General features: G+C 73.1%; 28 protein-coding genes, 1 tRNA gene and 1 pseudogene. 14 read left to right on the plus strand and 16 right to left on the minus strand.

Annotation, left to right across the window (positions count from 1 at the left end; genetic code table 11):
- Positions 1-159: 159 nt before the first annotated feature.
- A complete protein-coding gene (locus ACFWFR_RS04305) occupies positions 160-1,380 on the minus strand; it encodes an alpha/beta hydrolase family protein (RefSeq protein WP_377621418.1) in 1,221 nt (406 codons plus the stop codon).
- A gap of 192 nt (positions 1,381-1,572) precedes the next feature.
- On the opposite strand from ACFWFR_RS04305, the gene ACFWFR_RS04310 reads away from it, so the two are divergent.
- From ACFWFR_RS04310 to ACFWFR_RS04330, 5 genes are all read left to right on the plus strand, one after another.
- Positions 1,573-3,849 carry a heavy metal translocating P-type ATPase gene (locus tag ACFWFR_RS04310; protein ID WP_377621455.1) on the plus strand — a complete coding sequence of 759 codons (2,277 nt, stop codon included), beginning with the start codon at positions 1,573-1,575 and terminating at the stop codon, positions 3,847-3,849.
- Between the two features lie 5 nt (positions 3,850-3,854).
- A complete protein-coding gene (locus tag ACFWFR_RS04315) occupies positions 3,855-4,298 on the plus strand; it encodes a hypothetical protein (protein ID WP_377621420.1) in 444 nt (147 codons plus the stop codon).
- A gap of 81 nt (positions 4,299-4,379) precedes the next feature.
- Positions 4,380-5,000: a DUF305 domain-containing protein gene (locus ACFWFR_RS04320; RefSeq protein ID WP_377621422.1), complete on the plus strand. Its 621-nt coding sequence runs from the start codon at positions 4,380-4,382 to the stop codon at positions 4,998-5,000.
- 288 nt (positions 5,001-5,288) lie between these two features.
- The gene (locus ACFWFR_RS04325; RefSeq protein ID WP_377621423.1) at positions 5,289-5,864 is read left to right on the plus strand and encodes an alpha/beta family hydrolase; all 576 of its coding nucleotides are present in this window, start codon (positions 5,289-5,291) and stop codon (positions 5,862-5,864) included.
- Positions 5,865-6,261: 397 nt separating this feature from the next.
- Entirely contained in the window at positions 6,262-7,023 is a 762-nt protein-coding gene (locus tag ACFWFR_RS04330) for a hypothetical protein (protein ID WP_191800834.1), read from the plus strand.
- Between the two features lie 151 nt (positions 7,024-7,174).
- On the opposite strand, the gene def is transcribed toward ACFWFR_RS04330, so the two are convergent.
- Positions 7,175-7,858, minus strand: coding sequence for a peptide deformylase (def, locus tag ACFWFR_RS04335; RefSeq protein WP_377621425.1), 684 nt, complete (start codon positions 7,856-7,858; stop codon positions 7,175-7,177).
- A gap of 263 nt (positions 7,859-8,121) precedes the next feature.
- On the opposite strand from def, the gene ACFWFR_RS04340 reads away from it, so the two are divergent.
- A complete protein-coding gene (locus tag ACFWFR_RS04340; protein ID WP_377621427.1) occupies positions 8,122-8,835 on the plus strand; it encodes a hypothetical protein in 714 nt (237 codons plus the stop codon).
- Between the two features lie 77 nt (positions 8,836-8,912).
- Here the strand turns inward: ACFWFR_RS04340 and ACFWFR_RS04345 are convergent.
- The 4 genes from ACFWFR_RS04345 to ACFWFR_RS04360 form a co-directional block, all read right to left on the minus strand.
- A tRNA-Thr gene (locus ACFWFR_RS04345) sits at positions 8,913-8,985 on the minus strand.
- A 187-nt stretch (positions 8,986-9,172) separates the two neighbouring features.
- Positions 9,173-10,711, minus strand: coding sequence for an alpha/beta hydrolase (locus ACFWFR_RS04350; protein WP_377621429.1), 1,539 nt, complete (start codon positions 10,709-10,711; stop codon positions 9,173-9,175).
- 116 nt (positions 10,712-10,827) lie between these two features.
- Positions 10,828-11,382 carry a hypothetical protein gene (locus ACFWFR_RS04355; RefSeq protein WP_191800830.1) on the minus strand — a complete coding sequence of 185 codons (555 nt, stop codon included), beginning with the start codon at positions 11,380-11,382 and terminating at the stop codon, positions 10,828-10,830.
- Between the two features lie 168 nt (positions 11,383-11,550).
- Positions 11,551-12,504, minus strand: coding sequence for a LysR family transcriptional regulator (locus ACFWFR_RS04360; RefSeq protein WP_377621430.1), 954 nt, complete (start codon positions 12,502-12,504; stop codon positions 11,551-11,553).
- 71 nt (positions 12,505-12,575) lie between these two features.
- On the opposite strand from ACFWFR_RS04360, the gene ACFWFR_RS04365 reads away from it, so the two are divergent.
- Positions 12,576-13,880, plus strand: coding sequence for an MFS transporter (locus ACFWFR_RS04365; RefSeq protein ID WP_377621432.1), 1,305 nt, complete (start codon positions 12,576-12,578; stop codon positions 13,878-13,880).
- Between the two features lie 113 nt (positions 13,881-13,993).
- Here the strand turns inward: ACFWFR_RS04365 and ACFWFR_RS04370 are convergent, their stop codons facing one another.
- Together ACFWFR_RS04370 and ACFWFR_RS04375 are read right to left on the minus strand one after the other, a co-directional pair.
- On the minus strand, positions 13,994-14,485 hold the full coding sequence (locus tag ACFWFR_RS04370) for a hypothetical protein (protein WP_377621434.1): 492 nt from the start codon (positions 14,483-14,485) through the stop codon (positions 13,994-13,996).
- Positions 14,486-14,508: 23 nt separating this feature from the next.
- Complete coding sequence (locus tag ACFWFR_RS04375) at positions 14,509-15,153, minus strand: LysE family translocator (protein WP_377621436.1); 645 nt, start codon at positions 15,151-15,153, stop codon at positions 14,509-14,511.
- A 150-nt stretch (positions 15,154-15,303) separates the two neighbouring features.
- On the opposite strand from ACFWFR_RS04375, the gene ACFWFR_RS04380 reads away from it, so the two are divergent.
- Both ACFWFR_RS04380 and ACFWFR_RS04385 read left to right on the plus strand, forming a co-directional pair.
- Positions 15,304-15,675, plus strand: a complete 372-nt coding sequence (locus ACFWFR_RS04380; protein WP_377621438.1) for a YybH family protein — start codon at positions 15,304-15,306, stop codon at positions 15,673-15,675.
- Between the two features lie 40 nt (positions 15,676-15,715).
- A complete protein-coding gene (locus ACFWFR_RS04385) occupies positions 15,716-16,963 on the plus strand; it encodes a low temperature requirement protein A (RefSeq protein ID WP_377621440.1) in 1,248 nt (415 codons plus the stop codon).
- A 57-nt stretch (positions 16,964-17,020) separates the two neighbouring features.
- Here ACFWFR_RS04385 and ACFWFR_RS04390 read toward each other — a convergent pair whose 3' ends face one another.
- Entirely contained in the window at positions 17,021-17,617 is a 597-nt protein-coding gene (locus tag ACFWFR_RS04390) for a PAS and ANTAR domain-containing protein (protein ID WP_377621442.1), read from the minus strand.
- Between the two features lie 207 nt (positions 17,618-17,824).
- On the minus strand, positions 17,825-18,046 hold the full coding sequence (locus ACFWFR_RS04395; RefSeq protein ID WP_377618421.1) for a DUF2188 domain-containing protein: 222 nt from the start codon (positions 18,044-18,046) through the stop codon (positions 17,825-17,827).
- Positions 18,047-18,229: 183 nt separating this feature from the next.
- On the opposite strand from ACFWFR_RS04395, the gene ACFWFR_RS04400 reads away from it, so the two are divergent.
- The gene (locus tag ACFWFR_RS04400; protein WP_377621443.1) at positions 18,230-19,015 is read left to right on the plus strand and encodes a GAF and ANTAR domain-containing protein; all 786 of its coding nucleotides are present in this window, start codon (positions 18,230-18,232) and stop codon (positions 19,013-19,015) included.
- The gene (locus tag ACFWFR_RS04405) at positions 19,012-19,710 is read left to right on the plus strand and encodes a GAF and ANTAR domain-containing protein (protein ID WP_377621445.1); all 699 of its coding nucleotides are present in this window, start codon (positions 19,012-19,014) and stop codon (positions 19,708-19,710) included. The genes ACFWFR_RS04400 and ACFWFR_RS04405 overlap by 4 nt, the downstream gene beginning before the upstream one ends.
- A gap of 86 nt (positions 19,711-19,796) precedes the next feature.
- Here ACFWFR_RS04405 and ACFWFR_RS04410 read toward each other — a convergent pair whose 3' ends face one another.
- Both ACFWFR_RS04410 and ACFWFR_RS04415 read right to left on the minus strand, forming a co-directional pair.
- A complete protein-coding gene (locus tag ACFWFR_RS04410) occupies positions 19,797-20,459 on the minus strand; it encodes a histidine phosphatase family protein (protein ID WP_377621446.1) in 663 nt (220 codons plus the stop codon).
- 142 nt (positions 20,460-20,601) lie between these two features.
- Positions 20,602-21,459, minus strand: a complete 858-nt coding sequence (locus tag ACFWFR_RS04415; protein ID WP_377621448.1) for an NAD-dependent epimerase/dehydratase family protein — start codon at positions 21,457-21,459, stop codon at positions 20,602-20,604.
- 111 nt (positions 21,460-21,570) lie between these two features.
- Between ACFWFR_RS04415 and ACFWFR_RS04420 the strand changes: the two genes are divergently transcribed.
- Positions 21,571-21,945, plus strand: coding sequence for a winged helix-turn-helix transcriptional regulator (locus ACFWFR_RS04420; protein ID WP_377618412.1), 375 nt, complete (start codon positions 21,571-21,573; stop codon positions 21,943-21,945).
- Between the two features lie 12 nt (positions 21,946-21,957).
- On the opposite strand, the gene ACFWFR_RS04425 is transcribed toward ACFWFR_RS04420, so the two are convergent.
- The 3 genes and pseudogenes from ACFWFR_RS04425 to tmk form a co-directional block, all read right to left on the minus strand.
- The gene (locus ACFWFR_RS04425; protein ID WP_377621450.1) at positions 21,958-22,704 is read right to left on the minus strand and encodes a hypothetical protein; all 747 of its coding nucleotides are present in this window, start codon (positions 22,702-22,704) and stop codon (positions 21,958-21,960) included.
- Positions 22,705-22,708: 4 nt separating this feature from the next.
- Positions 22,709-23,845: a DNA polymerase III subunit delta' gene (locus ACFWFR_RS04430; RefSeq protein ID WP_377618409.1), complete on the minus strand. Its 1,137-nt coding sequence runs from the start codon at positions 23,843-23,845 to the stop codon at positions 22,709-22,711.
- Positions 23,846-24,015: 170 nt separating this feature from the next.
- A pseudogene (gene tmk, locus ACFWFR_RS04435) lies at positions 24,016-24,636 on the minus strand (dTMP kinase); the annotation flags it as partial.
- 66 nt (positions 24,637-24,702) lie between these two features.
- On the opposite strand from tmk, the gene ACFWFR_RS04440 reads away from it, so the two are divergent.
- On the plus strand, positions 24,703-25,434 hold the full coding sequence (locus ACFWFR_RS04440; protein ID WP_191800808.1) for an HAD-IA family hydrolase: 732 nt from the start codon (positions 24,703-24,705) through the stop codon (positions 25,432-25,434).
- On the opposite strand, the gene ACFWFR_RS04445 is transcribed toward ACFWFR_RS04440, so the two are convergent.
- Complete coding sequence (locus ACFWFR_RS04445; RefSeq protein ID WP_377621453.1) at positions 25,431-25,991, minus strand: MarR family winged helix-turn-helix transcriptional regulator; 561 nt, start codon at positions 25,989-25,991, stop codon at positions 25,431-25,433. The genes ACFWFR_RS04440 and ACFWFR_RS04445 overlap by 4 nt on opposite strands.
- Before the next feature lie 88 nt (positions 25,992-26,079).
- Between ACFWFR_RS04445 and ACFWFR_RS04450 the strand changes: the two genes are divergently transcribed.
- Positions 26,080-26,304, plus strand: coding sequence for a hypothetical protein (locus tag ACFWFR_RS04450; protein ID WP_056762982.1), 225 nt, complete (start codon positions 26,080-26,082; stop codon positions 26,302-26,304).
- Positions 26,305-26,418 lie beyond the last annotated feature (114 nt).

The raw sequence follows: 26,418 nt of genomic DNA on the forward strand, positions 1-26,418 counted from the left end.
CGGTCGTTCTCGGGCGGGTAGCGGCCGCAACCTCGTGCTCGGCGGCCGGTGGTCGGCAGGTGGCAGGTGGCAGGTGGCAGGTGGCAGGAGGTCAGCGCAGGATCTGCTGGATGCCGCCCCGGTGGTCGCGACGAAGAGGCTCCCGGTCGTCGAGCGCCGTCATGGGGCGGACGGCTCGCCGTCGTACCCGAGCGTCTCGTCGAGCCAGTCGTACGCGCGCTGGTGGAACACGGCCCGGCCCGTCATCTCGCAGTGACCCGTGACGTCCTCCTCGGGGCCGAGCTCGACGTACTCGGTGGGGCAGCCGAGGTTCTCGGCCAGGGTCCGCGCGGACACGGAGAGGTCGTCGCCGACCGTGCGGCAGACCAGCGTCGGGCACTCGATCAGGTGCTCGCGCCCGCGCATCGTGTAGTCGCGCGTCATCCTGATGAGCTCCATGGGGTCGTCGACGCCGTGCACCCACAGGTTCCGGCGCAGCGCCCACCCTGCCGAGGTCTTCTTCAGGAGCTGGTGCAACGTGGCCTCGACGACCTTGAGGGCAGCCCCGTGGTCGTCCTCGAGGTGTCCGGCGAGGAGCGCCGGGAACCTCGAGGTGACCGTGTCGTACAGGTCGTACGGTCCGCTGTCGGCGATGCAGGCCGCGAGCCGGTGCTCTCCCGACGCGGCCCGCGGCGCGAGATACCCGCCGAAGCTCCAACCGTGCACGACGATCCGCTGCGGGTCCACCTCGGCCAGGGTCAGCGCGTGGTCGACCACCGCGGTGACCACGGTCTCCCAGTCCGGCCGGAACGGGATCCCCTGGTCGAGGATCACGCTGCCCTGCCCCGGACCGTCGAACGCGAGGACGTCGTACCCTCGCTCGAGCGCCGCGACCGCGTTCGCGAAGTAGAGCTCCTCGGCCGTGCCGTCGTAGCCGTCGACGAGGAGGACCGTGGGGCGTCGGCGCCCGTCGTCGGACGCCCGGTAGAAGTACCCGGGCAGCGTCCCGTCCTCGAACGGGATCTCGAGCACGTCGGGGGGCAGGTCGAGCAGCGCGGCCCCCTTGCGGAACGTGTCGGTCTGCCGGCGCGCGCTCTCCCGGAACCTGTCGTCGACGGGTGCCCCCATGAGGAAGAGGCCGGCCGTCCGGTAGTAGTTCGATGCGCGGAGGTAGGCCCGGCGGGCGCTCGCGGTGTGGCCCGCGATGTCGCTCTCCTCAGCCGTCTTCTCGACCCGGGCAGCGGTCGCCGACCACTCGTCGTACCACCGGTCGCCGTCGCTGTGCGAGATGCGCCGGGCCGTCTCGATGCACTCGCCGACCTCCGCGCCGCCCTGCGCGACGTAGGCGAGCGCGCGGACGAGCTGTGCGTCGAAGAGCTCGTCGTGAAGGACCAGGGTCATGGCGGCTCCGCCCGTCGTCGGTCCGTCCAGGCTAGGACGCCCCCGCGAGCGTCGCGCGCGGACGACGCGCCGTCCCCTCTTGACGGACCGGGAATGCTGCGGCAGGATCGTGAGTTGTCGATACCCCAGGGGGGTATAGCCGAGCGAAGGCTCGCCCGGCGCGATACGAGGAAGGACGGGACGATGAATCCCATGGACCACGACGAGCACGGTGGCCACTCCGGTCACGACCACCCAGGGGACGGCCGACCGGACCGGGCCCGCCCGGGCCAGGCACCCCAGGTCGGCCACACCGCGCACACCGCGGCGGTCACCGCGCCGGGGCACGAGCACCACGACGCGCACGCCGGCCACGACATGGCGCACGCGAGCCACGGCGACCACTCGGGCCACGCGAACCACGCCGGCCACGACATGGCCGCGATGCCCGGCACGGACCACTCGGCCCACGCGGGACACGGCGACCACTCGGGCCACGTCGCGATGTTCCGCCGCCTGTTCTGGATCATGCTCGCGCTCGCGGTCCCGACGGTCCTCGCGAGCGAGATGTTCGCGTCGATCCTCGGCTACTCGCTGCCCGACGTGCCGGGCATCGCCTGGGTCTCGCCGGTCCTCGGCACGATCATGTTCGTCTGGGGCGGCCGGCCGTTCCTCACGGGTGCGGTCGACGAGCTCAAGGCCCGCAAGCCCGGGATGATGCTGCTCATCGCGCTCGCGATCACGGTCGCGTTCGTGTCGTCGTGGGGCGCGAGCCTGGGGATCCTGTCGCACGAGCTCGACTTCTGGTGGGAGCTCGCGCTCCTGGTCGTCATCATGCTGCTGGGCCACTGGATCGAGATGCGCTCGCTCGCGCAGTCGTCGTCGGCCCTCGAGTCGCTCGCAGCCCTGCTGCCCGACGAGGCCGAGCGCGTGGGCGACGACGGCCAGGTGACCACGGTGTCCCCGACGGACCTCGTGGTGGGGGACGTCGTCGTCGTGCGCCCTGGCGGGCGCGTGCCCGCCGACGGCGTGGTCTCCGAGGGCACCGCGGACGTCGACGAGTCCATGATCACGGGCGAGTCGCGCCCGGTGCGCCGGACGGTCGGCGACCACGTCGTGGCCGGGACGGTCGCGACCGACCAGGCGCTGCGGGTCAAGGTCGACGCGGTCGGCGACGACACGGCCCTCGCGGGCATCCAGCGCCTCGTGGCCGAGGCCCAGGCCTCGTCCTCGCACGCCCAGCGCCTCGCCGACCGCGCCGCGGGCTGGCTCTTCTGGTTCGCGCTCGGCGCCGCGGTGCTGACCCTGGTCGCGTGGAGCATCTGGGGCACCCCGGAGAACGCCCTGATCCGGACCATCACGGTCCTCGTCATCGCGTGCCCCCACGCGCTGGGCCTCGCGATCCCGCTCGTGGTGTCCATCTCGACCGAGCGCGCGGCCAAGGCGGGCGTGCTCGTCAAGGACCGCATGGCGCTCGAGCAGATGCGCACGGTCGACGCCGTCCTGTTCGACAAGACCGGCACCCTGACCAAGGGCGAGCCCGTCGTGACGCACCTGAGGGCCGCGTCGGGCAGCGAGGACGACCTGCTCGCGCTGGCCGCGGCCGTGGAGGCCGACTCGCAGCACCCGCTGGCGCGTGCGATCGTGGGCGCCGCCGCGGACAGGGGCGTGCGGGTCCCGCGCGCCGAGGACTTCCGGTCCTCGACGGCCGTGGGCGTCTCGGGCCTGGTCGACGGTCGTCGCATCGCGGTGGGCGGCCCCTCGCTCCTGCACGAGCACGGCCTGTCTCCCCTGCCCGACGCCGCCGCGTGGGAAGGCGGTGGGGCGACGGTCCTGCACGCGCTCGCCCTCTCGGACGACGCAGCCGGCGGGTCCGCGGACGGTGCCGAGATCCTGGGCGCGTTCGCCCTGGCCGACGAGATCCGGCCCGAGTCCCGCGAGGCGATCGACGCGCTGCACCGGCGCGGCATCCGCGTCGTCATGATCACGGGCGACGCCCTGGCCGTGGCGCGGTCGGTCGCGGACGAGCTCGGTATCGACGAGGTCTTCGCCGGGGTCCGCCCGGGCGACAAGGGGGCCAAGGTCTCCGAGCTCCAGGACCGTGGGCACAAGGTCGCGATGGTGGGCGACGGCGTCAACGACGCCCCGGCACTCGCCCAGGCGGACGTGGGGATCGCGATCGGCGCGGGCACCGACGTGGCCATCGCGTCGGCCGGGGTCATCCTCGCGAGCGACGACCCCCGCTCGGTCCTGTCCGTGATCGAGCTGTCCCGGGCGAGCTACCGCAAGATGAAGCAGAACCTGTGGTGGGCGGCGGGGTACAACCTGGTGTCCGTGCCGCTCGCGGCAGGCGTCCTGGCCCCGGTCGGGTTCGTCATGCCCATGGCCGTGGGTGCACTGCTCATGTCCCTGTCGACCGTGATCGTGGCCCTCAACGCGCAGCTCCTGCGCAGGTTGGACCTCGACCCGGCTCGCGTGGCAGCGTCCTGATCCTCGTGCCCGTCCTGTCCTCCGCCCTGCGGCCACCGCGAACCTCCGGCCCCGTCCGGCGGTCCGCGGTGCTGCTCGGGATGCTGGTGCTGCTCGGCGGGTTCGTCGGGATGCACCAGATGTCGGGCAGCCCCGTGGCGCACGGCACGACGCCCTCCATCGCGGCAGGCGTGGCGGGCCCGGCGAGCCACACCGCCGACCGCGCGATGAGCCACGCAGCGGGCGACGTCGACGCGGAGGAGGGCACGCCGTCGGGCACGGGGCACGGCGAGCTCGAGGCGATGTGCCTCATGGTGCTCGTCGCGCTCGTGTCGCTCGCGGGCCCTGCGCCGGCGCGCCGCATGCCCGACGGCGCCACGCACCTCGCGCGCGTCGTCGTGCCCTGGTGGCGGCTCGGGTGGGCGCTGCGCCCGCCGTCGCTCGTCGCGCTCGGGATCAGTCGGAGATAGGAGCTCGGCCCCTCGCGGGCCGCAGCACGCCATCACCGCCGCGAGGACTCGCGGCACACCGACACACCTGAGGGACGAACGATGAACAAGCACATCCTGACCAGGGCCACGATCGGCCTGACGCTCGGCTCGACGCTGCTCCTCGCGGGCTGCTCCGACGCCGGCGACGGCACGGCAGGAGACATGGAGGGCCACGACATGGGCGAGAACACCTCGCAGGGCACACCGGGCGCGGACGCCGGCGCATCGGCGAACGACGCGGACGTGATGTTCGCGCAGATGATGATCCCGCACCACGAGCAGGCGCTCGTGATGTCGCGGATCGTGCTCGGCACCGACGGCGTCGACCCCGCGGTCGTCGACCTCGCGACGCGCATCGAGGGCGCACAGGCGCCGGAGATCGAGCGCATGAACGGGTTCCTCGAGGAGTGGGGCGCCGAGGCGTCGGGCGACCACTCGGGCCACTCCATGGACGGGATGCTCACCGACGAGGAGATCCAGGCGCTCGAGGACGCCGACGCTGCGACCGTCTCGCGGCTGTTCCTCGAGGGCATGATCGCGCACCACCAGGGCGCGGTCGACATGGCCGAGGCCGAGCTCGCCGACGGTGAGAACCCCGAGGCGCGCGAGCTGGCGCAGGCCATCATCGACGCGCAGGAGGCCGAGATCGCAGAGATGCAGGAGCTGCTCGCGGGGCTGTAGCGGCGCCGCGGGGCTGTGGCCGCTGGGTGCCGAGCACGAGGTTGCGCGCCCTCTCCGGTGCCGAACACGAGGTTGCGGTCGAAATGAGCACGTCAGCGACCGCAACCTCGTGGTCGACCGCACAGAACCTCGTGCTCGTCGGCACCTCAAGGTCGCCCGGACCCCGCCCTTCTGGCCGAGCATGCGGTTGTCGTCCGGAATCCCCAGGAACCGGACGACAACCGCATGGTCGAGGAACGGCAACCGCATGCTCGGCGCCGGCCTGTCCGCCGCTGCGAGACTGGACCCATGACGCGATCACCAGCTCCAGCGGTCGGCGGGCTCCTCCTCACCCCGGGGGCCGGAGCCGGTCGCGACCACCCGACGCTCGTCGCGGTCGAGGAGGCCGTCGCGCCGCTGCCCGTTCGACGGGTCGACTTCCCGTACCGGATCGCCGGGAAGCGCATGCCCGACCGCGCGCCGGTCGCCGTCGCGCACCTGGTCGAGGAGGCCGGGCGCTTCGCTGCCGAGGAGGGCTTCGCGCCGGACCGGCTCGTGCTCGGCGGCCGGTCGTACGGCGGGCGCATGTGCTCGATCGCCGTGGCCGAGGGCCTGCCCGCGGCCGGGCTCGTGCTGCTGAGCTATCCCCTGCACCCGCCGGGCAAGCCTGACAAGCTGCGCGTCGACCACTTCCCGCAGCTCACGGTGCCCGTGCTGTTCGTGTCGGGCACGACCGACCCGTTCGGCTCGCCCGAGGAGTTCGACGAGCACGTCGCGGCGATCCCCGGCCCTGTCACGCAGGTGCGCCTGCCCGGGGCGCACGACGTGCGGAACGACCACGCGGCGGTGAGCGCCGCCGTCGTGCAGTGGTTGGCGACGCTCTGACGCGTCGCGCGTGGGGCGCACGACCGCCGCGACGCTCGTGCGCGCAGGCCGGTCCACCCGGCCCTGGAGCGGCGCCCACCTGACCGGGCAGGGCCACAGACACCGAGCCCGACGTCGGAGCGCGGGCCCCGGACGAGGCGGCAGCGCGGGAGCGGCGAGCGCCGTGTCGAGGGCCCGGAGGCCCCCCGGACCAGAAGGGTTGCCAACAGTTTGGCAGCGCTTCCACATTCACCCGGGTGAGCGGTACCTTTAACGCTCACATGTCCGGTTTGGGTAGTGGAGACAGGCATGTCGGAAGAGTACGGTGAACTGAACAACCGTCCAGTTCAGTATCTGGCCAGCCCCGCTCGAACCCCCTGAGCCGAGGGCACCCCACCCCCCGGAAAGGTCCTCCTTGATGCGCGCAGTACCCGTCGCACTCCTGACGACAGCGATCCTCGCGGCCACCCCCGCGATCGCGTTCGCCGGCGGCTCCGACGCCCCGACCCCGTACACCGTGACCGCCGCGGGCGTGACGCTGCCGACGGGCACGACCTACGTCGACGGCGGTCACGTGAACTACCGGGCGACGGCACTCGACGGGACCGGGTCTCGGAGCTTCGGCACCCACTTCGAGTCGCTCAACAACCGGCCGTCCGGCAAGTACATCGGCACGAGCTTCTACGACTTCAACGGTGCCGCCACCGCGTTCCCCGACGGCTACTGCGTGACCTGGGTCCAGGTCGCCGAGTACGACGAGCACTTCGGAGAGGGCGGGCAGAAGCCCGTCTGCACGACCGACAAGACGACTCCCGAGACGCCTGGCACGCCGCTGGTCCCCGTGGTCCCGGGCGCCGAGCTCCCGACCGACGAGGAGAGCCCCGCCGTCCCTGGGACCCCCAAGGGCCCGGACGAGGTCACCACGCCCCCGGCCGCAGACGGCGAGCCCGACGAGCCCATCACCGTCCCCCGCGAGACGACCGAGGTCCCCGTGTCCGACGCCGCCGACCCGGTGAACCTCGAGGGTGCCGCGCTCGTGTCGAACTCGGTCTCCGCGGAGAAGGAGGACGGCCTGGCCGCCACCGGCTCGAACGCGATGCTGATCGCCGCCGGTGCCGCAGCCCTGCTCGCCGCCGGCGTCGGCGCGGTGCTCGTCGGCCGTCGCGTGCAGCGCGGCTGACCCACCGAACGCACGGGAGCCCCCGCCTGGGAGCCGTCCGCAGAGCTCTCTGCTGCGGCCCCCGGGGCGGGGGCTTCCGTGCGTTCGGGTTCGACCGGCCCGGTCCGGCCGGCCGAGCGACCTGGGCGGGGCCCGCCCGGACGGGCAGCTCTCAGCGCAGAGGCTCGGCCGGGTACTCGGCGGGAGCCTTGCCCAGGGCGTCGGACAGCTCGCGGCGCTCCTCCAGGACGCCGGGGCGCTCCTGGTGCATCTCGGCGATCACGGCTTCCTGGGCGGCGGGCGCCAGGTGGTCGAAGTAGAGGGTGCCGTCGAGGTGCTGGGCCTCGTGCTGGAGGGCACGGCCGAAGAAGTGCGTGCCCGTGAGCTCGACGGGGTTGCCGTGCTGGTCGAACCCGCGGACGGTCGCCTTCACGGGGCGGGCCAGCGGCGAGTAGGCGCCGGGGATCGAGAGGCAGCCCTCGTCGCTCTCCTCGATCTCGTCACCCGGGCCGTCGAAGACCTCGAGCACGGGGTTGACGACGTGCCCGACGTGGCGGTCCTCGTTCTCGTCCTCGACGTCGTAGACGAAGATCCGGAGGTCCACCCCGACCTGCGGCCCCGCGAGGCCCACGCCTTCCGCGACGAACATCGTGGTGAACATGTCGTCGACGAGCTGCGCGAGCTCGGGCGTGCCGAACTCGGTCACCTCACGGCACGGGGTGTGCAGGACCGGCTCGCCGATCTCTGTGATGCGCAGGATGTTGCCGCGCTCGACCTGGGGAGCGATCTCCGGGAAGCTCTTGACCGGCTGGCCCAGGACGTAGGTGACGGGGCGACGACGGCCGAAGGTGAACATGGGACAAGCCTAGGTGGTGGCTCGCGAGGGTCGGGCCGGGGCCGCCCTGTCCGTCAGCGCGACGCCTCCGTCCAGGCTTCGGCGGCCTCACGGACCTCGGCGTCGAGAGATCTCCGGCGAGACGTCGCCAGGCAGGCGTCGCCAGGTACTGCTGCGGTCACCCGTCTCGACGGGTCGGCGGAGGTATCGATCCTGCATCGTTACCTTGCACCGTCGTGCGCCACGCTGGCCCCGGCGCACGGCCGCACAGAAGGATGTGCACCATGAGAGGTCACACACACATCCTTGTCGGCGCCTCGGTCGTCACCCTGTTGCTGGCCGGTTGCGCCAGCCCAGAGCCACCAGCGGACGATCCGTCGTCGAACACCCCGTCCGGAAGCACCGCGACACCGAGCGCCGCGCCCCCCTCACCGACCGCGGATGCTCCGGCGGACGACGAGTCCGCAGCCGCTGAGCCGCTCCCTGCGTTCGAGGACCTCGTCATCAGCACCTCCGGCCTCGGCCCTCTCGCGATCGGCGTCCCGCCGGAGTCGAACCCCGGGGCCGCGATGATCCGGTGGTCGCCCGACGCGTGCGCGACCGTGGGTGACGGCGATCCCGGCCGGTGGGTGACGACCTACCCCGGGTCCGACGGCGGATACCCGTCCGCCGTCGAGGTCACCGACTCAGGGGTCGTCTGGATCGACGTCCTCCAGGCGGGCCCTCGCACCGCGGAGGGGGTCGGCATCGGCACGGATCTGGCGACGCTGAAGGCCACCTATCCGAACCTGGTCGCGGGGACCCCTGGACCGGTCTCGAACGTCTGGTGGCTCGCCGGCCCCGACGGCTACCTGGTCTTCGAGACCCAGGGCGACAAGGACGGGCTCCAGCCGGCAGGGACGCCGGAGCAGGTCGTCCTCATGCGGGTCCTGCACCCCACGGCCGACCCCGACTTCGCGGCCGCCAACTCCGACTGGGTCGCGGGCGGCTGCCTGTAGCCCCGAGCAGGTCCAGAGCACCTGCCCGGACAACGCAGAAGGCCCGGAACCGTCGAGGTTTCGGGCCTTCTTGTCTGAGCCGCCTAACAGAATCGAACTGTTGACCTTCTCATTACGAGTGAGACGCTCTACCGACTGAGCTAAGGCGGCGCGTACCGGACGTCCCGCCTTGCGGCGCTCCGTTTCAGCAAGCGTCGCTACTGTACCCAACGCGAGGGCGTCGAGACAAACCGACCTCCGCGACGGCGCCGAGCGGGCCCCTCAGGAGCCCGCCGGGGCCTACCGGAGCCAGCCCGAGTCCGAGCCGGCCACGACAGGTCAGCCCCGGAACGCCCGCTCAGCAGACCTTCCCGTCCTCGGGGACCTTTCCGTCGACCAGGTACGCGTCCACGGCGTCCTCGAGGCACGCGTTCGAGCGGCCGTAGGCCGTGTGGCCCTCACCCTCCCACGTGAGCAGCACGCCCGAGTCGAGCGCCTTGGCCAGGCCCTCGGCCCAGACGTAGGGGGTCGCGGGGTCGTTCGTGGTCCCGATCACGACGATGGGCGCGGCACCCTCGGCGTGCAGGTCGAACTCCTGGTCCGCGACCGGGTAGGCCCAGTCGACGCACGCCATGCCGCCGTAGGTGAAGAACGAGCCCATGGTCGGGGCGGCCTCCTCGATCTGGGCGGCCTGCTCCTTCATGAACTCGGGGTCGGGGTTGCCGCGCGCGTCGAGGCAGTTGACGGCCCGGAAGGCCTCGGCCGAGTTGTCGCTGAAGGTCCCGTCGGCGTTGCGGCTGTTGTAGAGGTCCGCGAAGCTCAGCAGCATGGTGCCGTCGTTGCCGTTGATCGCGGCGTCGAGGGCCGCCGTCAGCGCGTACCAGTTCTCGTTGTTGTAGAGCGGCAGCGCGATCCCGTAGAACGCGAGCGTCTGCGTCAGGCGTCGGTCGCTGCTCGTCTTGAGGGGCCGCTCGCCGACCTGGTCCAGGAACGCGCGGATCTGCGCCATGCCGTCGTCGACGGTCCCCGTGAGCGGGCAGTCCTTGCCGCCCTGGCAGTCCTCGACGTAGGCGCGCAGGGCGTTCTCGAAGCCGACGGCCTGCTGCGCCCCGATCTCGTCGGAGGACAGGGTGGTGTCGATCGCGCCGTCGAGCACCATGCGCCCGACCTTCTCCGGGTACAGGCCCGCGTAGGTGGCGCCGAGCTGGGTCCCGTAGGAGAAGCCGAGGTAGTTGAGCGTCGAGTCCCCCAGGACCGCGCGCAGCATGTCCATGTCGCGCGCGGCGCTCTGGGTGTCGACGTTGCCCAGGAGGTCTCCGGTGTTCTGGGCGCACGCGTCGGCCCATGCCTTGAGGTCGGCGGCCATCGCGGCGCGCCCCTCGTCGCTGTCCTCGAACGAGCGAGAGAGCGACTCGTCCTTGGCCGCGTCGTCGAGGCAGACCACGGGCGTCGAGGACCCGACGCCGCGCGGGTCGAACCCGATCAGGTCGTAGGCCTCGCGCACGGGCTCCCCGATCCCGGCGGCGGCGCTCGTGATGTACTCGACGCCCGAGCCGCCCGGCCCCCCGGGGTTCGTCAGCAGCGACCCGATCTTCTCGCCCTCGGCGGGCAGCCGCTTGAGCGCGAGCTCGATCGTGCCCTGCTCGGGGTCCTTCCAGCTCAGCGGTGCGATCGCGGTCGTGCACTCGAACCCGCCACCGCAGTCCTCCCACTGGAGGGTCTGGCCGTAGAACTCGGCGAGCTCTGCGGGCACCTCCTCCCCGGTTCCCGTCGAACCCGACGACGCAGTCTGTGCGGGGCTCTGCACCTTGGGCGAGGGGGCGCACGCGCCGAGCAGCAGGGCGAGGGCGAGCGTCGCAGCGGACAGCGCTGACGTGCGGCGGGAGGGCGTCTTCACCCGGCAACGGTAACGGGTCGGGCTGGGCCGGGACCTCGTTCGAGGCCCCGCACCCAGCCCTTTCACGCGAACTTCACGGGCGGCGGCCCGTGCCGCCCGCCGGCGCCGTCAGGAGGTCAGGACTGCTCGACCCACGCGGCCTCGCCGACCTGGCCCGCTGCGGCGCGCGGGGTCAGCACGACCGACCCGGCCTCGTCCAGCTTCACGGTCACGTCGGCCGACTCGTCGACGCCCTCGGGCGCCTTGACGACCGTGGTCCAGGCGCGCATGTCCATGGTGCAGGGCTTGTTGTCCTCGACCTTCTCGAAGGTCACGACGACGTCGCTCCCCTCGAGGGTCGCCTCGCCCTCGGCGACGGTCGGGCACGTGCTCGACCCGAACGTCACGACGTACAGGTAGCCGTCCTCGGCGGTCCAGGCCGCCCCCGTGCCGCCGTTCGAGGGTGCGTCGATACCGTCGGGCAGGTCGACCCCGTTGGCCCCCGCCTCGATCGTCAGGTCGGCTGCGTCGGGCAGAGCCTCGGGCGTCTCCTCGGCCGGCGTGGTCTCCTCGGCGCTGCTGCTCTCCTCGGTGGGCGTCGTGCCGCCCGAGTCGGTGTCGGTGCCGCACGCGGTGAGCGCGAGGAGCGCGACGAGCGAGACGGCGGGGGCGAGGCGGCGCAGGGAAGTCATGGGCGGTACTCCTTCGAGGCATCGTCGCGGGCCCGCGGTGGCGTCACCCGTCACCCACATCATGTCGCGCGGCCCGTCGTTCTTGCCCCGCGACACCGGGAGCGACGCGGATCACACCCGGCAGTTCACCCGGGAACGACCTCCGCGGCCGGGGACCACGGCGAGGCCTCAGCGCGAGGGCGCTCCGCCGTCGGGCGCCCCGACGGCCCGCGCCCCCGCGACCGACGTCCCCGCCCGGAGCATCGCGACGAACGCGGCCAGCGTGGGCGACGTGTTCTGCGGCGACCACGCCGCGCCGATGTCGCGCGTCGTGACGGGCTCGTCGAGGCGGAGCTCGACGCCCTCGTGGACGGCGTGACGCGCGGGCGGCAGGACGCTCACTCCCAGTCCCGCGGCCACGAGCCCGCGGACGGTGTGCAGGTCCTCGCCCTCGAACCCGATGGTCGGGCGCACGCCCGCGGCCGCGCACAGCGCGTCGACCGTCCCGCGCAGGCCGTACCCGTGCTTGAGCGTGATGAACGTCGAGCGCGCAGCGTCCTGCAGCGAGGCGCTGGGACGCCCTGCGAGCTCGTGCCCCGCCGGGACCATGAGGACCAGCGGCTCCTGGAAGAGCGTGAGGGTGTCGAGCCCGGGCGGGGCCGGCACGAGGCGCGAGACCAGGGCGATGTCCGCCTCGCCCGCGGCGAGCGCGTCGAGGCACGTCCTGCGCGCCCCCTGCGTCATGGTGAAGCGAACCGCGGGGTGCCCCGTGAGGAACTCCTTGATGAGCGCCGGGACCACGGACTCGCCGAGCGACGTCTGGAACGCGACCGACAGGGTGCCGCGCGCGAGCGCCTCGGACGATCGGACCGCGTCGACGCCCGCGCCGAGGGCCGCGAGCGCCTGGCGCGCGTGGGGCAGCAGGGCGCGGCCCGCGTCGGTCAGGCGGATGCCGCGTCCGTGCCGCTCGACGACGGGGACGCCCAGCACCTCCCCGACTCGGGCGACCGCCCGGGACACGGTGGGTTGGGGGGCCCGCAGCATCGCGGCGGCGAGGGTCACCTGCTCGACCTCAGCGACCGCGACGAACGCGGGCAGCAGGGGCAGGAGGCGGCGGGTCTGCTCGTCGAGGGCGACATCCATGCGTCGAGCGTATGCGTCGACCGCAAGACATGCATTGGACGCAAGAGTCGGCGCTTCCTAGCGTCGGGCTCATGACCACGACCCTGGCGCCCGCCCTCCTCCCGCCCGCAGCGTGGACGGGCCACCGGCGCGGCTCCCGGGGATACCGCCGGACGGTCGTGGCGCTCGTGTGCGCGGGGGTCGCGACGTTCGCGCAGCTCTACTCGCCACAGGGCGTCCTCCCGGCGGTCGCGACCGGCCTCGGCGTCTCGGCCCCGACGGCCTCGCTCACGGTCTCGGCCCCGACGCTCGGTCTCGCGCTCGCGGTCCTGCCCTGGTCCGTGGTCGCCGACCGTGTCGGACGCGTGCGCGCCATGCGGGCCGCGCTCGTGGCCGCGAGCGCCCTGGGTGTCCTGGCCCCGTTCGCGCCCACGACCGAGCTGCTCGTCGCGGGCCGCTTCCTCGAGGGGGCTGCGCTGGGCGGGGTGCCCGCGCTGGCCGTCACGCTCCTGCACGAGGAGGTCCACGCCGCGCGCACGGCCGTGGTCGCGGGGCTGTTCGTGGGCGGGGCGTCGGTGGGCGGTCTCGGTGGGCGGGTGATCGCGGTCGCGGTCGCCGAGGCGGCGGGCTGGCGCGTGGGCCTGGCAGCGGTGTCGGCGCTGTGCGCGGTCGCGACCGTGGCGTTCGTGCTGCTCGTGCCCCGCGCACGGGGCTTCTCGCCGGGCGGCGCGAGCCTGCGCGAGGTGGGCGCGCTGGTGACCGCGAACCTGCGCGACCGCGGCCTGCTCGTCCTGTACGCCAACGGCGCCCTGGTCATCGGCGGGTTCGTGACGGTCTACAACTACCTGGGCTTCCGCCTCGAGGCCCCGCCCTACCTGCTGTCGCCTGCGATCACGTCGCTCGTGTTCTTCGCCTACCTGGGCGGGACGGTGTCGTCGAGGCTCGCGGGGAGCCTGACGATCCGGTGGGGGCGCCGCCGCGTCCTGGCGGCGGCGGGGGCCGCGATGAGCGCGGGGGCGCTCCTGACGCTCGCCCCTCAGCTGCCCGTGATCCTGGTGGGCGTCGTGGTCCTGACCGCGGCGTTCTTCGGGGCGCACGCGGTCGCGTCGGGGTGGGTGGGGCACCGGGCGGTCGTGGGGCGGGCGCAGGCGACGTCGCTCTACAACGTCTTCTACTACGCGGCGTCGAGCCTGCTCGGCTGGCTCGGGGGCGTCGCGTGGGTGCACGCCGGGTGGACGGGCGTCGCGCTCTTCGTGGCAGCGGCGACGCTCGCAGCGCCCCTCCTCGCGCTGGGGTCGCGGTCGCTGCGCGAACCCGCTATCGCGACGAGACGCGCAGGCCACCGTCAGAACCTGGCACCGTCACCCGTCGCGGCAGGGAGCTCTTCAGGGTCGTGAGCTTGCCCCTCGCACCGTCGAGGTGCCACCAGCGGGCGCGGCCGTCGTCAGGGACATGAGCCCCTGCCCGACGGCGGAACGCGCCGCCGCGCGTCACCGCACCTCTCCCCTGGTCAGGACCGGGGCGAGGGGGACCCGTGCGGTGAGCGGCGCCGTCGGGCCTCGCTGCGGGCCGCACGGCGACGCGCACGCCACTCCGCGAGGGGGACCAGCCGGTCCCTGCCGACGACCCGCTGGACCTGGGCAAGCCGCTCCCCGGTCGCCCGGACGACCGACGACGTCGCCTCGTCGGCGAGCGAGACGATCGGCGCCCCGCCCTGCGGGCCGTAGAGGTCCACGAAGTACGAGGACGGGGCGACGGTCAGGACCGCGGCCCAGATCTCGTCGTCGACCGGCGCGCGGTCGAACATCCAGTACCCCGGGACCTCGACGGGACCGCCCGCCCGGTGGCGCAGGAGGTTCGCAGCGTCCGTGTAGCCCGGCGGAGTCGGCCCGTCCGGTGTCACGACGTCGAACGCCGCCTCGGCAACGTCGGACGCGAAGACGGCGAGGACCTCGCGCGTCGTGCGTACCCGCTCCTCGTCGGCGAGACCGTCGCTGTCCACGACCCACTCGTCGCGGCGCGTCCTCACGCCGTCGCCGGGGCAGGTGCGTCGATCGCGAGCTTGACCCCCACGGCGCCCAGCAGCGTGCCGGTCGCGCGACGCTGCCAGCGCATCCACGTGGGTCGCGAGCGCAGGAACACCGCGATGCTGCCCGCGGCCAGCACGATCCCCGCGTTGACGACCATGCTCACCCCGATCTGCACGCCGCCCAGCACGAACCCCTGCCCCATGACGCTGCCCGCGGTCGGGTCGATGAACTGCGGGATGAGCGCGAGGTACATGATCGCGGCCTTGGGGTTGAGCAGGTTCGTGAGCAGGCCCATGCGGAAGAGGGTCCCGCGCGAGTCGCGCGGGAGGTCCTGCGCCTCGAACGGGGAGCGCCCGCCCGGGCGCAGCGTCTTCCACGCGAGGTAGAGGAGGTAGCACGCACCGGCAACCTTGAGGCCGACGTACAGCCACGGCACCACGACGAAGACCGCCGCGAGCCCGACGTTCGCCAGGGTCATGTAGACGACGAACCCTGTCGCGGTCCCCGCGAGCGAGACCATGCCCGCCTGCCAGCCCTGGCTGATGCTGCGCGAGACCAGGTAGACCATGTTGGGCCCAGGTGTCAGGACCATGCCCAGGGCGACCGCCGTCATGCCCAGGACCGCTGTCGTGCCGACCATGCCGGGTCTCCTTCTCGTCGGGTGGCGCGCGCGTCGCGAGGACCGGGCCCGCCGAGAGTCATTGTGCCGGGGACCGAGCCCCCACGACCAGGCGAATGCGGGCGCGCGCGGCCCGGACTACGGTCGAGGGACCGACGAGCGGAGGCACGCATGGACCACGAGGCCGTCATGACCTGGGTCGCGGCGTACGAGGCGGCCTGGCGCGACGAGGACCTGCGCGCGGTCGAGGCCCTGTTCACCGAGGACGCCCGCTACGCGCGCTCGCCCTACGACGAGCCCCTGCACGGTCACGGCGAGATCCGGGACTTCTGGCTCGTCGACGCCGGGGAGACGTTCACCCTGACGGCCGCGCCCGTCGCGGTCGAGGGGGCCACGGCCGTCGTGCGGCTCGAGGTCCGCTACGGCGGCCCCTCACCTCAGGAGTACCGGGACCTGTGGATCCTGCGCTTCGCGGACGACGGCCGCGTCGCGGACTTCGAGGAGTGGGCCTACTGGCCGGGCAAGGCGTTCACCGTCGAGTGAGCGCGCGCCGCCGCCCACGCGGCGTGCGAGGATCGCGCCCATGAGCGCTCCCAGCACCCGCCGGCCCGACGCCCGCACGCCGGGCACGTGGGGCATGCGCACCGACGTCCTGCGTCACGGGCACGGGCACGACTCGGACAAGGTCGGCTACATCGAGCTGTTCTTCGACCTCGTGTTCGTGTTCGCGGTCACCCAGCTCTCGCACTCGCTCATCGCCCACCCCGACGGCACCACCCTCGTCCAGACGCTCATCCTGGGCGCTGCGGTCTGGTACCTGTGGATCGACACCACGTGGGTCACCAACTGGCTCGACCCCGAGCGCCTCCCGGTGCGGACCATGCTCCTCGTGCTCATGCTGCTGGGCCTGCTCATGTCGAGCGCCATCCCGGAGGCGTTCGGCGAGAAGGCCTTGCTGTTCGCGGGGACGTTCGTCGCGATCCAGGTGGGGCGCTCGGCCTGGACGACGTACGCGCTCCACCGGCACTGGCCCGAGAACGGCACGAACTTCGTGCGCATCACGGTGTGGCAGGTCACGTCGGGCGTCTTCTGGGTCGCGGGTGCCCTGGTACCCGACGACTCGTGGCGCCTGATCCTGTGGATCGTCGCGGTGCTCATCGACTACTCGGGACCGCGAGCACTCTTCCGGGTACCCGTGCTGGGCCCCACCGACCCGTCGACGTGGGTCGTGCGGGGCGAGCACATGGCCGAGCGCGTCGGCCTGTTCATCATCATCAGCCTGGGCGAGTCGATCATCGTCACGGGCACCGCGTTCGGCGACCTGGAGCTGACCGCGACCGTGGTCCTCGCGTTCCTCGCGGCGTTCGCCTCGACCGTGCTCATGTGGCTGCTGTACTTCGACCGTTCGGAACGGCGCGCGACCGCGTACTTCGCCGGGTCGGCGTCGACCGGGATGATCGCCCAGACCGCCTACACCTACGTGCCGTACCTGCTCGTGGTCGGGATCGTGCTCACGGCCGTGGCCGACGAGCTGGTCCTGCTGCACCCGCTCGGCCACGAGGGTTCGGGCCACGCCGACCCGTGGACGGCCGGGCTGATCTGCGGCGCGGGAATGGTCTACCTGGTGGGCAACACCCTGTTCCGTCGCGCGACGGGCGGCTCCTGGTCGCTGCCGCACGTCGCGGGCGTCGCGGCCCTCGGGCTGCTCTACGCGACCTACCCGGTGCTGTCCCCGCTCGCGATCAACTGGGTCTCGAACGGCGTGCTCCTCGCCGTGATCCTCGGCGACGTGGCGCGCTCGCGGCGAGCGGCGTCGTCGGCGCCTGACTGACCGGCACCGGCGCGGCGTCCCGGTGACGCGGCCGACGACGGAGCGCGGCCCGCGCGCTCAGCGCGCCGAGCGGCCCTGCCGGGCCTGGCGAGGGGTCTCGAAGAAGTGGTCGAGGTCCTCGCGCGAGGGAAAGGTCCCCGCCGGGCCACCGACGAAGCTGCCCAGGAGCCTCGCGGCCAGGTCGCGGACGGGTTCGTTCGTGATGCTCGAGTGGTGCCGGAGGATCTCGAACGCCTCGTCGTCGTCGAGCCCGTAGACCACCATCAGGGCCCCCTTGGCCTGCTCGATCGTGGCCCTGCGCTCGGCCGAGGCGTTGATGGCTCGTGTCGCCTGCTCCTGGACCAGCGCCTCCTGGGCCTCGGTGAGGTCCATGAAGTACCCGACGACCCGGGTCACCTGCCCCGAGACCCCGTCGACGTCCCCCTGTCCGACGACCCCCAGGACCCGCGTCCGCCCCCTGGCGTCGATGATCCTGTGCGTGCAGCTGAACGGGGCGCCCGTGCTGGTGACGTCGGCCAGCACGTCCTCGACCCGAGCGAGGTCGTCGGGGTGCTTGTGGGCGAGCATGAGGGCTGTCGTCGGGACGACCTCACCGGGTGCGAACCCGTGCATCTCGAAGAGCTCGTCCGACCACCACCACTTCTGTGACGGCACGTCCAGGACGTACCTCGCGACCGGTTGCGGCCCCCCGGCGAGCAGGACCGCCTCGAGACTGCGGTCGCCCCCCACTCCTCTGTCCTGTGTCACGTCGATTCTCCCTGCGAACACCCCACTACGGGCCCACGACCTCCCCAGCATCCCACCTCGTCGCCCGAAGCACCCGGCGGTGCGGTGGCCCGCGCCCGAGGACGGGTGCGCGGCTCAGCCTGTGCCCGCCCACGGCCGCTGTCCCGGAAAGATGATCTGCTCGATGCGCCCGCCCGCGTCTCGCACGACGTGCTCGGCCCCCTCACGCAGTGCGGTGTCGCGCCCGGCGAGCACGGCCTCCGCCTTGGTGTCGAACACCGCGAACACCTGGGCTGTCCCGGCCCGGCGGTTCTTCCACCGGCTGTCCTCGTGGAACGTCTCGATCTTGGGAAACATCGCAGGACCTCGCACCTTGCCCGCGTACGCGGGCACGAACTCCACGGCCTCGTCTCGACCTCTCTCCACGATAGAGGAGTCCCTCTCCCCTGCCCAGGCCTCGCAGGTGGCCCCACTGGGCACGCACACAGCCACGACCTGCGATCTCACGGTCGCGAGGTGCGGGTCCGGAACGTCCGAACGATGCAAGACTGGAAGGAGCAGAACAAGACCGGGAGCGGGTGCGACATGGACGGCAAGGCAGTGATGCTGGGGCTGCTCGCGCGCTCGCTCGCGCGCGGCGACACGTCCGCGCCGCTCGCGGTGCGGCTGTGCAGGGCGTGCGTGGAGATCCTGCAGGCCGACGGCGGGGCGCTCACGCTGTCCTCGACCACGCCCGAGCGGCTCACGGTCAGTACCTCGAACGGGAACTCGGCGCGCTTCGAGGACCTGCAGGAGGTCCTGGGCGAGGGACCAGGCCAGGTCGCCTACACCGAGGGCCGGACCGTGATCGAGGTCGTCGACGGGTCGGACAGCGCCCGCTTCCCCGTGTTCAGCGACCTCGCCGAGGGCATCACCGGGCCGGTCACGCTCTTCGCGGTGCCCATGCGTCCGGCCGGGCAGACCCTCGGTGTCCTGACGCTCTACACCGTCCGCGGCCCGCTGGCGCACGGCATCGAGGACGCCCAGTTCCTCGCCGACGCCGTGGGCGCCGCGCTGCTCGGAGACCCGGACTCGGTCGATGCCCTGGCCTTCCCCACCTGGCCCGAGCGCGCACGCGTCCACCAGGCCACGGGCATGGTCGTGGCCCAGCTCGGCGTCGCCCCCGAGGACGCCCTCGCGCTGCTGCGCGCGACGGCCTACGCCGAGTCCCAGACTCTCGACCAGGTCACCGAGACGATCATCACGGGTCGCCTGAACTTCGCGCGGCACGACGACCTGACCGACGGCATCGTCTCGCACGAGACGCCAGGAAACGAGGAGACATGAACCCGCGCACGTCCGCCCAGGCACTGGCCGCCGTGACGTCGGCCCTGCTGCAGGACCACGACGTCACCGGTCTGCTCGCCCAGCTCGTGCAGGACAGCGCCCGGTTCGTGCCCGCGGACGCCGCCGGTCTCCTGCTGCAGGGCGAGAACGACCTGCTCGAGGTCCTGAGCGCCACGTCCCACCGGACGACCGAGCTCGAGCTCTACCAGGCCCAGCACGACGAGGGCCCCTGCGTCGACGTCGTCCGCACGGGCCGGTCGATCGAGGTCGTCGGGGAGGACGAGGTCGACCGGCGCTGGCCGCGCATCGGCCCCGAGATCACCGGTGCGGGCTTCCGCTCCGTCTACGCCTTCCCCCTGCGGTGGCACGGTCTGACGATCGGCGGGCTCAACCTCTTCGCCGCCACGGAAGCCCCGCTCGACGACTCCGCCCGCCAGCTCGCTCAGACCTTCGCCGACGTCGCAGCGCTCGTGATCGTCCAGCCGGTCCAGGTCGACCAGGTCGACCTGCTCGCCAGCCTGCGCAGGGCACTCGAGGGCAGGGTCGTGGTCGAGCAGGCCAAGGGCGTGCTGGCCTACCAGCTCGGCGTCGACATGGCTGCGGCCTACGACGAGCTCGTGCGCCGCGCCGACCAGGACGGGCTCTCGCTCACCGAGACCGCGGCCGCGACCGTCGCGCAGGCTCAGCGGCGCTGAGGGCACGCCGCCGGGATCGTGGCGGCCCCGGGTCGGCCCGGCCCCAGCCCCGGACTGGCCCCTCGCCGGGCCTTCCTTAGCCTCGGTCAGGCGGAGACGGGCGCGGGACGCGCCGCGACCGCCCCGTGCCCCGCGACGTCGACCCCCACGGCCACGACGCGCGCGACGCCGTCGGTGACCTCGACGGTCGAGACCGAGGCGTTCGGCAGCGCCGCCAGCCCGGTCGGGTCGATCGTCGCGAGGTAGGCACCGAGCGTCAGCCCGTGCCCGACGACGAGCACGTTGCGGTCGATGCCGGCCCCCGAAACCGACGCGTCGTCGTGCGCGGCGACGATGCGCCCGAACACCCCACGCACCCGGGCCATGAACTCGGCCCCCGGCTCTCCCCCGCCGACCCCGGGGTGCGTGCCCGCGAGCACCGCGGGGACGAGCACCGACCACGGCACGACCGCGTCGAGCTCGTGCTCGGGTCGCCGCTCGAACGAGCCGAACGACAGCTCGCGCAGGTCGGCGTCGACCGTGATGGGCAGGTCGGGGTGGTGGCGCAGGATCTCCATGGCCGTGAGGACCGCGCGGCCCTGGGGCGAGGAGTACGCGGTGTCGAAGTCGTGGCGTGCGAGGTGCTGCGCGGTCACGCGCACCCCGGCTCGCCCGGTGCGCGTGAGCGGCGAGTCGCACGCCCCCTGGAGGTGGCGGCGTGCGTTGAGGACGGTCTGCCCGTGGCGGACGAGCGTGAGAGTGAGGGTCATCGTCGTAGTGCCCTTTCCGGTGTTCCGGTGTCTTGTCGCTCGCGACGCTAGCCCCGGTCCGCTGCGTCGCGATGTCCCCCACCGGGCGCCCGCGCGACGATCGGATGAACGCCGCGTGGACGCCCTGCCGGGCCGGCCACGCTCAGCGCGGCGAGGCCGCGGGGGCGTAGCTGCCCGTCTCGAGCTCCTCGACGAGCGACGGGCGGCGAGGGTTCCAGCCCAGGGCGAGCGAGCGCGTCACGTCCGCGACGCCCTGGTCGAGCAGCAGGGCGTCGGCGAAGGGGGTGCCGAGGCGCTCACGGGTCGCGTCGTCGCTCTCCGGCCCGACGGCGCCACCCAGCCCCGCGGCCCGGCTCGCCGCACGCGTGAGGTCGACGACCGCGAGCACGTAGAGCTCGGCGAGGTCGTCGACGTGGACCGTCGCCCAGCGCTGGGTGCCGCTGCCCACGAGGGTGAGGGACGCGCCGTCGGGCCCCTCGCCGCGCGGGGCTCCCGCGACGATCCCCGGGATGCCCGCGCCGTGCCCGTAGACGATGCCCGGCACGACGACCGAGGCGACCACGCGCCCCCGGGCCACGGCAGCGAGCAGGCGCTCTTCGATCGGGAGACGCCACGCCACGATCGCGGGCGGGTCCAGGGGCGAGTCCTCGGCGATCGCGTCGCCGCTCCCGTAGACCCAGATCCCGCTCGTGTGGACGAACGGCCGGGCCGTGCCGTCGAACGTCGCGAGGACCGCGTCGACGACCGAGGCGTCGATCGCGGGGCTCGTGCCGTCGCTCGCGGCCGCGGCGTGGACCGCGGCGTCGGCGTCCTCGAGCAGCGCGGCGAGCGCCGCGGTGTCGGTGAGGTCGGCGACGACAGCCGTCGCGCCCGCAGCCTTGACCGTGCGCGCGGACCCCTCGCTGCGGACGAGTGCGGTCACCCGGTGCCCCCGCGCCGTGAGCGCCGCGAGCACCGCGGACCCGATGAATCCCGTGCCACCCGTCAGCAGAACCTTCATGTCAGCCTCCTCGAACCCACCCCTGCGGGGTGCCGACGACGCCCGGTGCGTCGCGTCGATCCTGACGGTATCCAAGGGGTACCAATGACTTCAACGTGCCATTATTACCTCATGGATACTGTGGGAACGGTCGACGAGGTCCCCGACGTCTTCTCCCCGACCTGCCCGTCGCGGCTCGTGGTCGAACGCCTCGGTGACAAGTGGACGCTGCTCGTCCTCATGGCACTGCGGACCGGGATCCTGCGGTTCGGGGAGCTGCGCGACAAGATCGGTGCCGTGACCCCCAAGGTGCTCACGCAGACGCTGCGCTCGCTCGAGCGCGACGGGATCGTGACCCGTACCGTCTACGCCGAGGTGCCCCCACGAGTCGAGTACTCGCTCACGGACCTGGGGCGCTCGCTCCTGGGCCCGGTCGACGCGATCCGCGCCTGGTCCGAGGCCAACGGCGAGCGGATCGCCGCGGCCCGCGAGGCATCTGCGGTCTGAGACGCGGGACGCTCAACGGCACGTGAGCCAGGCGTCGGCCCCGAACAGTTCTGCGGGTGACACCCAGGGCTTCGCGGAGGGCACCCATCCGGTCCGGCCCGCCAGGAACGTCAGCACCCGGGCCGCCTCGAGGAGCACGTCCGCCTCCCCCGCGCCGGCGACCGCAGAGAGCAGCAGCATCACGCTCGAGACGGCGGGATCGGGCGGTTCGGCCCCGACGAAGCGCGCGCTCGCGAGCACGTCGAGGAGCGCGAGGAGATCGACGTCGAGATCAGCGGCCGGACAGCCGACCGCGCTCGCGGCGAGACTCAGGGCGTGGAGCCGACCGAGATCCTCGATCAGGCGCTGCCGCCCCTCGCCGTCAGGAGCGGCCGACGCGCCGTCGGGCCACATCAGCAGGTCCAGGGCCTCCTCGGCGAAGAGGTGCGGGACGTCGCCGCGAGCCGCTGCAGGATCCACAGGCCGGGCCGGGAACAGTCTCACCGCGTCCCGGGCGATCTCGTGGACCGGGATCGGCCGAGTCGCGGCGGCAGTCGCCCGGTCCGATGCGTACCGGACGTCCAGGAGCGAGACCTGACCCGCCCCGACCATGTCCACGACCCGCTCGCACACGGCACCGGCCCTGCGGGAGTACTCCCCGTCGCTCGGCCACGTCGCGGCCACCAAGGGCGTGGGCACGCCGTCCACCGAGTACGGGCTGCCGACGAGCAGTGCGAGCGCGAGCCGGTCGAGGCCCTCCCAGGACTGCGGCTCGGCCATCGAGTCAGCCCTGCGGGCGCAGGGCGATCGCCATGGCCTCGAGCGCGAGCAACGGTGCCACGTTGCCGTCGAGGCGCTCACGGGCCACACCGATCGCGTCCATGCGGCGCACGGTCTGCTCGGGCGTCGAGTCCTCGGCCAGCGCCTGCACGGTCTCGGCGAGCTCGGTGTTCACGAGGTCCACGTGGGCACCGAGCTGCACCACGAGCACGTCACGGTAGAGCGAGAGCAGGTCCAGCATCGCGCGGTCCAGGACGTCTCGCTGGTGACGGGTCGCGCGGCGCTTCTGGTCCTTCTCGAGGTCCGTGAGCTGCGAGCGCAGCTTGGGCGGCATGACGCCGCCCGCCTCGACGCCCAGCGCGCGCAGGAGCTCGGCCTTCTCGACCGCGTCGCGTTCCTCGGTCGCGGCCTTGGCCTCGGCCTGGGCGACCTCGACCAGCTCGCCCGCGGCGACCACGGCATCCCCGACGCCACGGATCCGGCGCGCGATCGACAGGACCGAGGACCGGCGCTCGCGCGCCTTGCCGTCCCGGGCCAGACGGCGCGCCAGGCCGATGTGGCTCTGCGCGGCGCGCGCCGCGGCCTCGGCCACGACCGGGTCCACGCCGTCCCGTGCGACCAGCAGACGAGCGACGGCCTCGACCGGAGGCACCCGGAGCGCCACGCCACGGCACCGCGAGCGGATGGTCACCAGGACGTCCTGCGGGCTGGGGGCGCACAGGATCCAGACCGTGCGGGGCGGTGGCTCCTCGATGGCCTTGAGGAGGACGTTGGTGGTGCGCTCGGCCATGCGGTCCGCGTCCTCGACGATGATGACGCGCCAGCGTCCCTGCGAGGGCCGGCGGCTGGCGACGCCCACGAGGTCACGCACCTCGCTGATCGCGATGGTCACCTTCTCGGTCGCGACGACCGTCACGTCCGCATGGGTGCCCGCGAGGGTCGTGGTGCACGCCTGGCACACCCCGCAGCCGCCCTGCTCGCACTGCAGCGCGGCCGCGAAGGCTCGCGCGGCGTTCGACCGGCCCGAGCCCGGCGGTCCCGTCAGGAGCCAGCCGTGCGTCATGGCCGCGGGGTCGGTGGCCGCGGTCGAGAGCAGCTCGACCGCGTGCTCCTGCCCGACGACGTCGTCCCAGACCGTCACGGGGCGCTCGTCCGCTCGGCCGAGCCGGGGGCCGGGTGGGCGGGGTGCGTCACGGGAGGCGTGAGCGGCAGGTCCGCGAGGTCCGGGGCGTAGCCGATCGCGGAGTCGGAGTCGTCGAAACCATCGTCGGGCAGCGCCTCGACCGTGTCCTCTGCCTCCTCGACCACGGGCGTCAGCTCGAGCCGGGCCGCGAGGTCCACACGGATCTGTGCCTGGATGTCCTCGATCGAGGCGGTCGCGTCGATCACGACCCACCGCTCCGGGTCCGCCGCCGCGCGCGACAGGAAGGCCTCGCGCGTGCGGCGGTGGAAGTCGAGCCCTGCGCTCTCGAGACGGTCCGGCTTCCCCTGGAGGCGCTCGGCCGCGACGGCCGGGTCCAGGTCCAGCAGGACGGTCACGTGCGGCATGAGCCCCTGGACGGCCCACAACGAGATGAGCTCGACCTCGTCGACACCGAGCTCCCGACCGCCCGCCTGGTAGGCGACGGACGAGTCGAGGTACCGGTCCGTCACGACGACCGCGCCGCGCTCGAGCGCGGGCCGGACCAGGTGGGCCACGTGGTGCGCACGGTCCGCGGCGTAGATGAGGGCCTCGGTGCGAGCGTCCATGTCCCGGCCGTGCAGCACGGCCTGGCGCAGCTCGACACCCAGCTCGGTGCCCCCGGGCTCGCGCGTCAGCACGACCTCGCGGCCGGTCAGGTCCCCCAGCCACTCCCCCAGGAGGCGGGACTGGGTGGACTTGCCGACGGCGTCGCCGCCCTCGAACGAGATGAAGTAACCGGGTGTGCTCACGCGCCCACGATAGTCGGGCCGCCTGACACCCGTCGGGCGACCCGGCACGGCCGGTAGCCTCGGGGCATGTCCGTCCTCCCCGTACCCGGCCCCGACCTCCCCGAGCCTCCCGTGCTCCCCACGCCGGGCGCCGCGTTCGCCGGGCGCACGTTCGACGCGATCCTGTTCGACATGGACGGCACGCTGATCGACTCCGTGCCGGCCGTCGACCGCAACTGGCGCCGGTGGGCGCACGAGTACGGGCTGCCGGACGCCGACTCGTTCCAGATCGAGCACGGCACCCCCGCCCGCACCTTCATCGCGCGCCTCCTGCCGGTCGACCAGGTCGAGGAGGCGTACGAGCGGATCCACGACCTCGAGCTGAACGACAACGAGGGCGTGCGGATCCTGCCCGGCACGGTCGACGCGTTCGCGTCGCTGCCCGCGACCCGGCAGGCGATCGTCACCTCGTGCACGCGTCCGCTCGCCGCGGCACGCATCGCGGCCTCGGGCCTCGTGCCGCCCGCGGTCGTCGTCACGGCCGACGACGTCGCGCACGGCAAGCCCGACCCCGACCCGTTCCTGCTCGGTGCCGAGCGGCTCGGCGTCGACCCGTCGCGGTGCCTCGTGGTCGAGGACGCCCCTGCCGGCGTGACCGCGGGTCGTGCGGCCGGGTGCGCGGTGCTCGTCGTCGAGGGCACGCACACGCTCGCGCAGCTCGCCGGAGCCTCCGTGGCCCCCGACGCGGGGGCGAGCGGGCTCGACGAGGTGCGCTTCGCCGTCGGGCAGGACGGGTCGATCAGCGTCACGGACGCCTAGATCACACCCGCCCGCAGCGCCGCAGCTACGACCTTCGACGCCGCCGCGTGGACCTCGACGAGCTCGTCGAGGCTCAGGCCCGTCGCCGCGGTGATCGCGGGCGGGATGTGCTCGGCCTGGTCGCGCAGCTCGCGACCGGCCGGGGTCAGCGTGACGTCGACGACGCGGCCGTCGTGCTCGTTGCGCGACCGGGTGAGGTACCCCGTGGCCTCGAGGCGGCGGACGAGCGGCGAGAGCGTGCCCGGGTCCAGGTGGAGCCGGTCCGCGAGCGAGGTCGCCGTGGTGGGCTCGCCCGCGGCCGCGTCCTGCCACAGCGCCAGCATCACGAGGTACTGCGGGTGGGTCAGGCGCAGGGGCTCGAGCAGCGGCTTGTACATGGCGACCATTGCGCGCGCCCCCGCGGAGAGCGCGAAGCAGACCTGGGACTCGAGCGCGAGGGGGTCGTAGCCGTCGCGCGGAGCGCGGGAGCCCTCGCGGCCCGCGGCGGGAGTCTCCTCGCGGGGAGCGGTCGAGGGTGCCTGGGCTGCGCGTCCGGCGCTCTCGGTCGAGGTGGTCATGTCGCCATGGTAGCCAGGCTTCGCCTATGCTTGGTACACCAATCATTGGTGCACCATGCAACTGCACCGTTCTCGTGAGGAGAGGCGCATGGCCGACAAGCAGCGACGACGCCCCCTGGGCCTGCGCATGACCGAGACGTTCCTGCCGATCTTCGGCCCCGCCCAGGTCGGGAAGCAGGGCTCGCCCGGTCGCGGCGTCTCCGCGGCCGAGGCCGAGCGCGACCGCGAGCTCAAGACGCGCTTCGAGTACGTGACGGGTCCCGACGGCCGCAGCTACGTCGTCGAGCACACGGACGAGCCGACCGCGGGCTGAGTCCCCGCCCTGCCGAGGACGGGGTTGTGGTCGTTCTGCACGTCAGAACGACCGCAACCCCGTTCTCGGCACCCCTCCACGCGACCCGGCTCACACCTGTCTCTTATAAACATA

The sequence above is a fragment of the Oerskovia sp. NPDC060287 genome (assembly GCF_042726775.1).
GTDB classification, from domain to species: domain Bacteria; phylum Actinomycetota; class Actinomycetes; order Actinomycetales; family Cellulomonadaceae; genus Oerskovia; species Oerskovia merdavium.

Excerpts from the sequence above, each read along its gene's own strand:
- ACFWFR_RS04360 (WP_377621430.1), bottom strand. The coding sequence starts at position 12,504 with ATGGATGTCGCCCTCGACGAGCAGACCCGCCGCCTCCTGCCCCTGCTG.
- def (WP_377621425.1), bottom strand. The coding sequence starts at position 7,858 with ATGTTCACCTTCGGCCGTCGTCGCCCCGTCACCTACGTCCTGGGCCAG.
- ACFWFR_RS04420 (WP_377618412.1), top strand. The coding sequence starts at position 21,571 with ATGGATACTGTGGGAACGGTCGACGAGGTCCCCGACGTCTTCTCCCCG.
- ACFWFR_RS04425 (WP_377621450.1), bottom strand. The coding sequence starts at position 22,704 with ATGGCCGAGCCGCAGTCCTGGGAGGGCCTCGACCGGCTCGCGCTCGCA.
- ACFWFR_RS04330 (WP_191800834.1), top strand. The coding sequence starts at position 6,262 with ATGCGCGCAGTACCCGTCGCACTCCTGACGACAGCGATCCTCGCGGCC.
- ACFWFR_RS04380 (WP_377621438.1), top strand. The coding sequence starts at position 15,304 with ATGGACCACGAGGCCGTCATGACCTGGGTCGCGGCGTACGAGGCGGCC.
- ACFWFR_RS04325 (WP_377621423.1), top strand. The coding sequence starts at position 5,289 with ATGACGCGATCACCAGCTCCAGCGGTCGGCGGGCTCCTCCTCACCCCG.
- ACFWFR_RS04415 (WP_377621448.1), bottom strand. The coding sequence starts at position 21,459 with ATGAAGGTTCTGCTGACGGGTGGCACGGGATTCATCGGGTCCGCGGTG.
- ACFWFR_RS04365 (WP_377621432.1), top strand. The coding sequence starts at position 12,576 with ATGACCACGACCCTGGCGCCCGCCCTCCTCCCGCCCGCAGCGTGGACG.
- ACFWFR_RS04400 (WP_377621443.1), top strand. The coding sequence starts at position 18,230 with ATGCAAGACTGGAAGGAGCAGAACAAGACCGGGAGCGGGTGCGACATG.
- ACFWFR_RS04395 (WP_377618421.1), bottom strand. The coding sequence starts at position 18,046 with ATGTTTCCCAAGATCGAGACGTTCCACGAGGACAGCCGGTGGAAGAAC.
- ACFWFR_RS04385 (WP_377621440.1), top strand. The coding sequence starts at position 15,716 with ATGAGCGCTCCCAGCACCCGCCGGCCCGACGCCCGCACGCCGGGCACG.
- ACFWFR_RS04440 (WP_191800808.1), top strand. The coding sequence starts at position 24,703 with ATGTCCGTCCTCCCCGTACCCGGCCCCGACCTCCCCGAGCCTCCCGTG.
- ACFWFR_RS04375 (WP_377621436.1), bottom strand. The coding sequence starts at position 15,153 with ATGGTCGGCACGACAGCGGTCCTGGGCATGACGGCGGTCGCCCTGGGC.
- ACFWFR_RS04305 (WP_377621418.1), bottom strand. The coding sequence starts at position 1,380 with ATGACCCTGGTCCTTCACGACGAGCTCTTCGACGCACAGCTCGTCCGC.
- ACFWFR_RS04310 (WP_377621455.1), top strand. The coding sequence starts at position 1,573 with ATGGACCACGACGAGCACGGTGGCCACTCCGGTCACGACCACCCAGGG.
- ACFWFR_RS04445 (WP_377621453.1), bottom strand. The coding sequence starts at position 25,991 with ATGACCACCTCGACCGAGAGCGCCGGACGCGCAGCCCAGGCACCCTCG.
- ACFWFR_RS04355 (WP_191800830.1), bottom strand. The coding sequence starts at position 11,382 with ATGACTTCCCTGCGCCGCCTCGCCCCCGCCGTCTCGCTCGTCGCGCTC.
- ACFWFR_RS04320 (WP_377621422.1), top strand. The coding sequence starts at position 4,380 with ATGAACAAGCACATCCTGACCAGGGCCACGATCGGCCTGACGCTCGGC.
- ACFWFR_RS04405 (WP_377621445.1), top strand. The coding sequence starts at position 19,012 with ATGAACCCGCGCACGTCCGCCCAGGCACTGGCCGCCGTGACGTCGGCC.
- ACFWFR_RS04450 (WP_056762982.1), top strand. The coding sequence starts at position 26,080 with ATGGCCGACAAGCAGCGACGACGCCCCCTGGGCCTGCGCATGACCGAG.
- ACFWFR_RS04340 (WP_377621427.1), top strand. The coding sequence starts at position 8,122 with ATGAGAGGTCACACACACATCCTTGTCGGCGCCTCGGTCGTCACCCTG.
- ACFWFR_RS04410 (WP_377621446.1), bottom strand. The coding sequence starts at position 20,459 with ATGACCCTCACTCTCACGCTCGTCCGCCACGGGCAGACCGTCCTCAAC.